At 49.1% G+C, this 6,623-nt stretch carries 6 protein-coding genes and 1 pseudogene; 1 reads left to right on the forward strand and 6 read right to left on the reverse strand.

Features of this window, described 5'->3' with window-relative positions; translation table 11 throughout:
- Positions 1–41: 41 nt before the first annotated feature.
- Positions 42–1,691, reverse strand: a complete 1,650-nt coding sequence (locus tag FS806_RS24750) for a glycosyltransferase family 4 protein (protein WP_186328531.1) — start codon at positions 1,689–1,691, stop codon at positions 42–44.
- Between the two features lie 175 nt (positions 1,692–1,866).
- Between FS806_RS24750 and FS806_RS27245 the strand changes: the two are divergent.
- Positions 1,867–1,968 (forward strand): annotated as a pseudogene (locus tag FS806_RS27245) (hypothetical protein); the annotation flags it as partial.
- 607 nt (positions 1,969–2,575) lie between these two features.
- Here the strand turns inward: FS806_RS27245 and FS806_RS24755 are convergent.
- From FS806_RS24755 to FS806_RS24775, 5 genes are all read right to left on the reverse strand, one after another.
- Entirely contained in the window at positions 2,576–3,586 is a 1,011-nt protein-coding gene (locus FS806_RS24755) for a hypothetical protein (RefSeq protein ID WP_144941975.1), read from the reverse strand.
- Positions 3,587–3,941: 355 nt separating this feature from the next.
- On the reverse strand, positions 3,942–4,604 hold the full coding sequence (rpiA, locus tag FS806_RS24760) for a ribose-5-phosphate isomerase RpiA (RefSeq protein ID WP_144941977.1): 663 nt from the start codon (positions 4,602–4,604) through the stop codon (positions 3,942–3,944).
- Between the two features lie 74 nt (positions 4,605–4,678).
- Positions 4,679–5,299, reverse strand: a complete 621-nt coding sequence (locus tag FS806_RS24765) for a class I SAM-dependent methyltransferase (protein WP_144941979.1) — start codon at positions 5,297–5,299, stop codon at positions 4,679–4,681.
- 15 nt (positions 5,300–5,314) lie between these two features.
- Positions 5,315–5,857 carry a hypothetical protein gene (locus tag FS806_RS24770; RefSeq protein WP_144941981.1) on the reverse strand — a complete coding sequence of 181 codons (543 nt, stop codon included), beginning with the start codon at positions 5,855–5,857 and terminating at the stop codon, positions 5,315–5,317.
- Positions 5,858–5,950: 93 nt separating this feature from the next.
- Positions 5,951–6,412 carry a hypothetical protein gene (locus FS806_RS24775; RefSeq protein WP_144941984.1) on the reverse strand — a complete coding sequence of 154 codons (462 nt, stop codon included), beginning with the start codon at positions 6,410–6,412 and terminating at the stop codon, positions 5,951–5,953.
- Positions 6,413–6,623 lie beyond the last annotated feature (211 nt).

A 6,623-nucleotide genomic window follows, 5' to 3' on the forward strand; every position in this document is an offset into this window, starting at 1 on the left:
ACCACCTGAAATATACCGTTAACTCCTTGTCATACTTGGCATCAGGCAAGAATTTCAGGTGCGAAAGTTGAGTTATTTAGAAAAAGGACAAACCCTTCCAAATACAGGCTCCACACGACATGAACGCAGGAGGAGAATTCGGTTCCCGCTTGCCGGACTATCTCTTCTAAAGTACGGATACCATCGATATGCCGGACAATATCCCATTCCTGCTGTGTTAAAAATCGGCGATGCGGCCAGATCGGATCCTCATTTAAGATCAGTAGCCGGTCGGAATCTAGCGTTACGGAAGCCGCAAAATAAGGGATATGCTCGGAGGTTACCGATTCCATCCCCCATTCTTCCGCAAGACGTGTGGAATAAGGGGCCATGTGCGTTTCGTACAGCTCATAATCTTTCCCCTGGAACATTGGAGGCTGCCACTTCATTCCCTGCAGTTCGCCTGCCCCGTACCATCCGGATGCCCGTTTGTTGGCTTCATACCGTTCTGCAAATTCACTGGGAGCGTAAGCCCCCTCCTCTCCCCACGAAGTAATGCCCGGTAACACTTCGCACGCCACTCCACGCAAATTGTTCGCTAGAGCTTCAAGACTAAAATGTATCTCCGCGAATTGTGTCGATCTCCTTCCCATTTCTTCACGGAGGCTGCGCTGCCGAAGCAGATTAACGAGGACTTTGGCCCCGGAGGCCCAGTCTGCTCTAATCCCGTTTTTGGTCAGCACGGCATCGACGAAATAACCGGTTTCCCCATGCCGAACCACATCCTTGAAGCCTCCCCAGGCGGTACAGACGACCGGCAGTCCGCATGAAGCGGCCTCAGCTTGCGACAGCCCGAAATTTTCGCGATGGTAAAACCCCATATTTACGGCTACATCTGCGGCGGAGTACATTTTCGCCAGTTCTTCCCCGAAACGGGGACCTACCCATCTCACACTTTCCGAGATTCGCAGGCTGTCTGAAATCCCGCGTAACCATTCTACATAGCCCGTATTACGAACCCGAAACTCTCCGAACGCGATGTCGTCCTCCTCGCCCACTATGCAAAGGTAAGCATCCTGAACCTGTTCTTTCACGGCGGCAAACAGGTGGAGTAGGGTATGCAGATTTTTCTGCACGTTTAACCGACCCACATAGAGCAGAACCGGGGCATCCGGCGGGATCGAGAGCTGCTTTCTCGTTTCTTGCCGTTCGTCCGCCGTACGCGGGTAGAAGACCGTCTGGTCCACACTAAGCGGAATGACCCATTCCTGCAAATGGCTCCACTGCACAAGGCGTTTCCAAATCTGCTGATCCGCACGGCAGGTAAATAGAATGCCATCCTTCGCATGCAGAAGCTGCCTCCAGGGAAAGAGCATCGCCTCTGCACCCTTCGGCATCGCTCCCCCGGCGAACAGCACGGCGGGTATGCCCAGCCCCAATTCTTTGCGCAGAGTCAGAGCCAGGGCGCTGGATGGATAGACATCGGCCCAGAGAAGATCAATCCTGTGCAGAAATGCCTTCATTTCTTCCCGTTCCTCCGTTTTATCCTCCGGCGGTAAATACGGGACGACCTCTGCGGTTTGCCGCAAGGCATAAGTGATATCCCGTGCCACTCTCCCCATACTCCACAGCTTTCCTAATTTCCGGGGTGCAGACGTCCAGGGAAAATCCCCCCACAGCATTCCGATACGTGGCCGGCGATTATCGTTCATGGATTGTAACCTCCTAAACAAGGTAAACCGCTTCTCTAAAAATCGGTATTTGGATTTTCTCGATTTCAAAGCTGGAAGCATGATGCTCAATCCATCTCGAGCTGCCAACTACCGCATATACTAACCATATATACAATTTACTATTTTTTTATCATCTTAGGTCGCATATTATGATTATGAGCTTGATGTGTATTTGCAAAAAGACGAGGACGTTCGAGTTTTGGATGAAGAAGAGTTTTATTTAGCTGCTAGCAAATATAATATAGTGATGAATTGATAGAAAAATGCAGAAAGAATGTCCTCGAGGCCATTGAACTCGTTAAACATTGGGAGTTTCGAGGGGATAGGATACTGCGGTCTGTGGTTGAAATGAAAACTAACTGGATTTCCTCCAGTTAGTTTGCTCCTTTGGAGCGAAATAATGGAAACTAAGTGGAAAAAGTCCATCTATTATCCGCGAAAAGAGGGATATCCGCAAAAATCCTCCATTCTAAATGGAGTTTTTCCATCTAGTCTAGCCACTCTGCACCATTCACTTCAATTTACCTGCATAAAATCCAGTTAGATGCGCCATTCCGTTTGCTCGGCACCTGCATAAAATCCAGTTAGACGCGCCATTCCGTCTGCACGGCACCTGCGGAAAACGAAAATAGACGAATTTTTACGGTAGTCCTCCCCCAGGATAGAAATTCTAACGAATCCATGCCGGGAATAGCCCTCGGCAGCTATACTATTTGCGGTTTATTACCTCTCGGGAAAATAGGGGAGGAGCTCCGAAAAGGGATGTAGGCAGGGCTAGCTCGTGACGTGCCTTTGCAAAAAGGCGGGGATGTCAAGGATGAAGAAGAGTTTAACATCATTCCGACAACGAAAAAATGCTCTGCCTATAAAGACAATACCTCATCACCTAATCGCTGTAAGCTCTCATACCCGTACCGCGCTTCTTCTATGCTGCTCATAATTCCCAGCCATTCCGGATAAGCATCGGATGTCCCGTGCCACAGATTTTTTATCTCGTATCTGGCGAAGACCCTTAGCACGTCGCGGGCATCCTGAACTTCCGTCAACTCCTCTCCCACGGACCGTCTGCACCTATAGGAAAGGCGATGGCGGTTTTTAATCCAATCGGGCGAGACGTTCAGTCTGTTAAGGACGGACTCATCATCCAGTGACCTTACTTTATTGATTTTGTCCGCCAGATGGTCTTGCTGTTTAGCACGGGCTATCCTCTCGAAACGGGTTCCCAGACGGGCGAAAGAATGATCCCGCTCTCCCCAGCTTTCCAACAGATAAGTGCGCAGATTCTCAACAGCTTCATTAAGGTAAAAAGTCGCCGTCAGGCGCTCTTGTTCCGTTATCGATTTTTCCAGCAGGCTTAAGTTGATAGAGAAGGATCTGGCCAGCTTGCTCTTTCTTAGAGAAACCACTTGATCTGCGAAACGGTGGGCATTAAACCATTGCACCAAATCGCTTCCGTACCCGTCAGGGTCCACTAATACCCGGCATTGGTAGGCTTTATCCAAACAGTGATAGCAAGAGAGGTTATCCAGAAGGGAATCCAGATCGGAAGGTCGTGAATTAATGACGCGCGAAACCATCTCCACATTAAAATAAAGGGACCCTACGTCCAAAGCCGTTCTCCAGCCGGCCTGCTCCCACTCCCGAATCGATTCTGTACGCAGCTCTTTAATCCGCTCATTAGCCTCGTCTCCATGATTAATATCATATATGGGAATAATATCAATATCGGAAAGCGGCCATGGCTCCCCTCTTCCCAGACTGCCCCCCAGAATAAGGGCCCGAACCCCCGGAACCCGGCGGAAACGGCTTATAACTTCCTCCACTCTATTCTCAAGAATGGTTCTCCAATTCGCCAAGAAAGTTTCCTCGTTCATGGTTACTTCCTCCCTTCTGATCCTTCTGATTCTTAACTTACGGCTTTTTGAGGCAGCTACGAACCATAAATGTAAATCTTCTGTTTTACAAATAAATGGAGGATGCTTGACATGAATACTCCTTCATAAGGCTGGGGAGTACCTTCAAATTTTCCTCCTAATATTAATCTAGCGAAACTGTGCGGCCTTATTTAAGCAGAAACAGGCGCGGCGGAATTGTAACGAAACTAAGTAACGCTATAAGCGAAAAAATCGATAAAAAGAGGCGGAAAAACGACATTAGCGATACACAGTTTCTTTAGAAATCGAAACAAGCTCAAAATAGCGATTTAACGATATGAAGTTTCGTTACGATTTAAACCCTTATTGAAACACCGTCTGCCCCGCCCACAATCACCAGATCCGTCCGGTTTACAAAAAGCCCGTTTTCCACTACCCCCGGAATGGAATTCAACTGATGGCTTAATCCCTGCGGCTCCTCTATAGCTGCAAAACGGCAGTCCAATATATAGTTTCCATTGTCCGTCAGGAAGGGGACTTCGTCCCGAAGGCGCAATTGAGGGGTACAGCCCAGCTCGCTAATTTGACGGCGGGTGACCTCCCAGCCATAAGGAACGACTTCAACCGGGAGTGGAAATCTGCCCAGAACGGGAACCGTTTTGGACTCATCCACAACGATAATGAGCTTTCGCGAGATGGAGGCCACCATTTTCTCCCGCAGCAGCGCCCCTCCCCCGCCTTTAATCAGATTGAAATGCCTGTCCACCTCATCCGCTCCGTCTATCGTTAAATCCAATTCCCGGGCTTGCGAGATGTTAAGCAGCGGAATGCCGAATTCTGCGGCAAGCTCCTCCGTTTGCCTGGAGGTGGGTACGCCCTGAACACGCAGCCCTTCCTTGACCCGCTCCCCCAGTTTCTTGAGGGTCCAGTACACGGTCGAGCCTGTGCCAAGCCCAAGCAGCATTCCATCCTCGATAAAGTCCACCGCTTTTTCCCCGGCCATTTGTTTTCCGTCCATATCAGCATCCTCCCTTGAAATAGAAAAAATAGAGCAGCCCCGTTCCTGCTGCTCTTCTTGCTTGCTATCCTGCATTACTCGCTCTTTTTCCGGAGAATAAGAGATTGAAAGTGCGGGTTTCTCTCCCCAAGTTGAACCGTATTAAAATACTCCAATTGAAAATAGGGCTTAACCAAGTCTTGGATCATATCATCGGAGCGGAAGGCAAAGAAACGCTTCGGCTCACACCAATCTTCCTCCCAAATGCCTTCGGAATCCTGTCCCCCATACAGTCCGAGAAAGAACACTCCGTCCGGCTTCAGAACCCGCCTAATCCCGGATAGAACATCCCCCATCTCATGATTGGGAACATGCAGCAGACAATTTAAAGCATAGACCGCGTCAAAAGCACCCTCCGGAAAGGCCAGCTCATAGAAATCCATGACATGGGCGTTCAGCCCCTTCTCTTTACAAAACCTCACCATTTCCGGGGACAGATCAATGCAGGTGACTTGATACCCCTCATTGAGGAAAACCTCCGCATCCTTGCCCGTTCCCGCCCCGATTTCCAGCAAGTTTTTTCTCTGTTCAGTCTGCAGCAGGTTCATAAAGTGCCGTCTCTCCGTCTGCTTCCACTCCGCAACCTCCGATTGGGACCGCCGCAGCGCGTCTGCATCGTATGATTTGGCCAGGCTGATTTTCTCATCCGTGTTCATTCTTCGTCACTCTCCTTAATCTTTGAAAATATTCTCGCCCTCACTGGAGTAGCCTTCCAAGGAGATCAAATCGAGATGATACGGGCTAATTTCCTCCGGAATCATGTACCAAACCTTATAGCCTTTTCCGGTGTCGATGATCTCCGCCTTCTGCTCGATCGAACGGGTTCCGGCTTTATACTGAACCTTGAGTTCTTCAATATCCGCATCGGTTAGAGCGCCCGAGAACATCTGAAACCGTTCAGTATTTCCTTTATCCTCCGTAACACATTCATTATAAGAGCTGGCCACTTTCGGCATTTCTGTGAGTGAGATACTGCCCCCTCCACAAAAATCTCTGTATCCTCCATCCATTTTATAGGTGAAGCCGGAGTCCAGTCCATGCTCGGTTTCGTAGAAAACGACCGCCCCGTTCCGGCTCTCCTGTGTCGCGACAATTTCCTTATAAGCTATTGGTTTCATGACTTCCTCGATAGTAGAAGCGGCGGGATTACTATGGGTACATCCCGAAAGAACCAGAACGGCAATGGCACAAATGAAATACCAATAAATTTTCAACCTGATTTCCCCCTTAGTTAATCCAGATAAACATCCGTTCCTTTTTCCAACGCAAGTATCACTGAAGCTCATAGCTTGGGTATTTTCTATCCTTTAAAAATCGTCTTCCACGCTCCACAAGACTTGAAAGCCGCCTCTTAATCCGTCTCCCGTTACTACAATTCTATAGACGCCCGTTTCCGGTGCCGTGAGCCTCAATTTCCCTCCGCCTGTTTCTTCCATGGACATGCGCTTATTATGTTCGTTCAGCACATGGAAGCCGTGGCCGCCCCTATTCTCCCGCTGGAACTGAACCGAGAACGTCATGCTTCGGCCTTCCTCTACTCTCACCGGAACTTCGTGCTTTCCATGAAAATAGCTAAAGCTCGCCGTGTAGCCCGAATCCGTCCGTTCTTCCTTCCAATCCGCTTTTTTAGTAAAATCGATATTCCCCAGAAGGAGAAACAGCAGCGGCAAACCGATAGCAAACATATACTTAAAAAAAGGACTCTGCCTGGAGGCATAGGTTCCGAAATAGAAGATCAGGGCCGAAGCCGCGCCGACCGTTCCTGCCAATAGAGTATAGCCATTGATCTCTCTAATGATAAAAAACGCAAAGCCTGCGACGACATACAGTATAATTTTGACCAGCAGACGACGCGGGAGGCCTCTTATTGTGAACTACCCACCACTTAAAACCTTGAAGTGGGGGCTTCTCGACTTATCGTTGCTTTTAGTAGCCAACGAAAACTGACCGAGCTATCCCTCTCGTTCCAAGAGTTCTTTT

The organism is Paenibacillus sp. 32O-W (assembly GCF_007679495.1).
GTDB classification, from domain to species: Bacteria; Bacillota; Bacilli; order Paenibacillales; family NBRC-103111; genus Paenibacillus_L; species Paenibacillus_L residui.

What these genes read in the sequence shown, in the direction of transcription:
- FS806_RS24750 (WP_186328531.1), bottom strand. Translation starts at nt 1,691, where the DNA reads ATGAACGATAATCGCCGGCCACGTATCGGAATGCTGTGGGGGGATTTT.
- rpiA (WP_144941977.1), bottom strand. Translation starts at nt 4,604, where the DNA reads ATGGACGGAAAACAAATGGCCGGGGAAAAAGCGGTGGACTTTATCGAG.
- FS806_RS24765 (WP_144941979.1), bottom strand. Translation starts at nt 5,299, where the DNA reads ATGAACACGGATGAGAAAATCAGCCTGGCCAAATCATACGATGCAGAC.
- FS806_RS24755 (WP_144941975.1), bottom strand. Translation starts at nt 3,586, where the DNA reads ATGAACGAGGAAACTTTCTTGGCGAATTGGAGAACCATTCTTGAGAAT.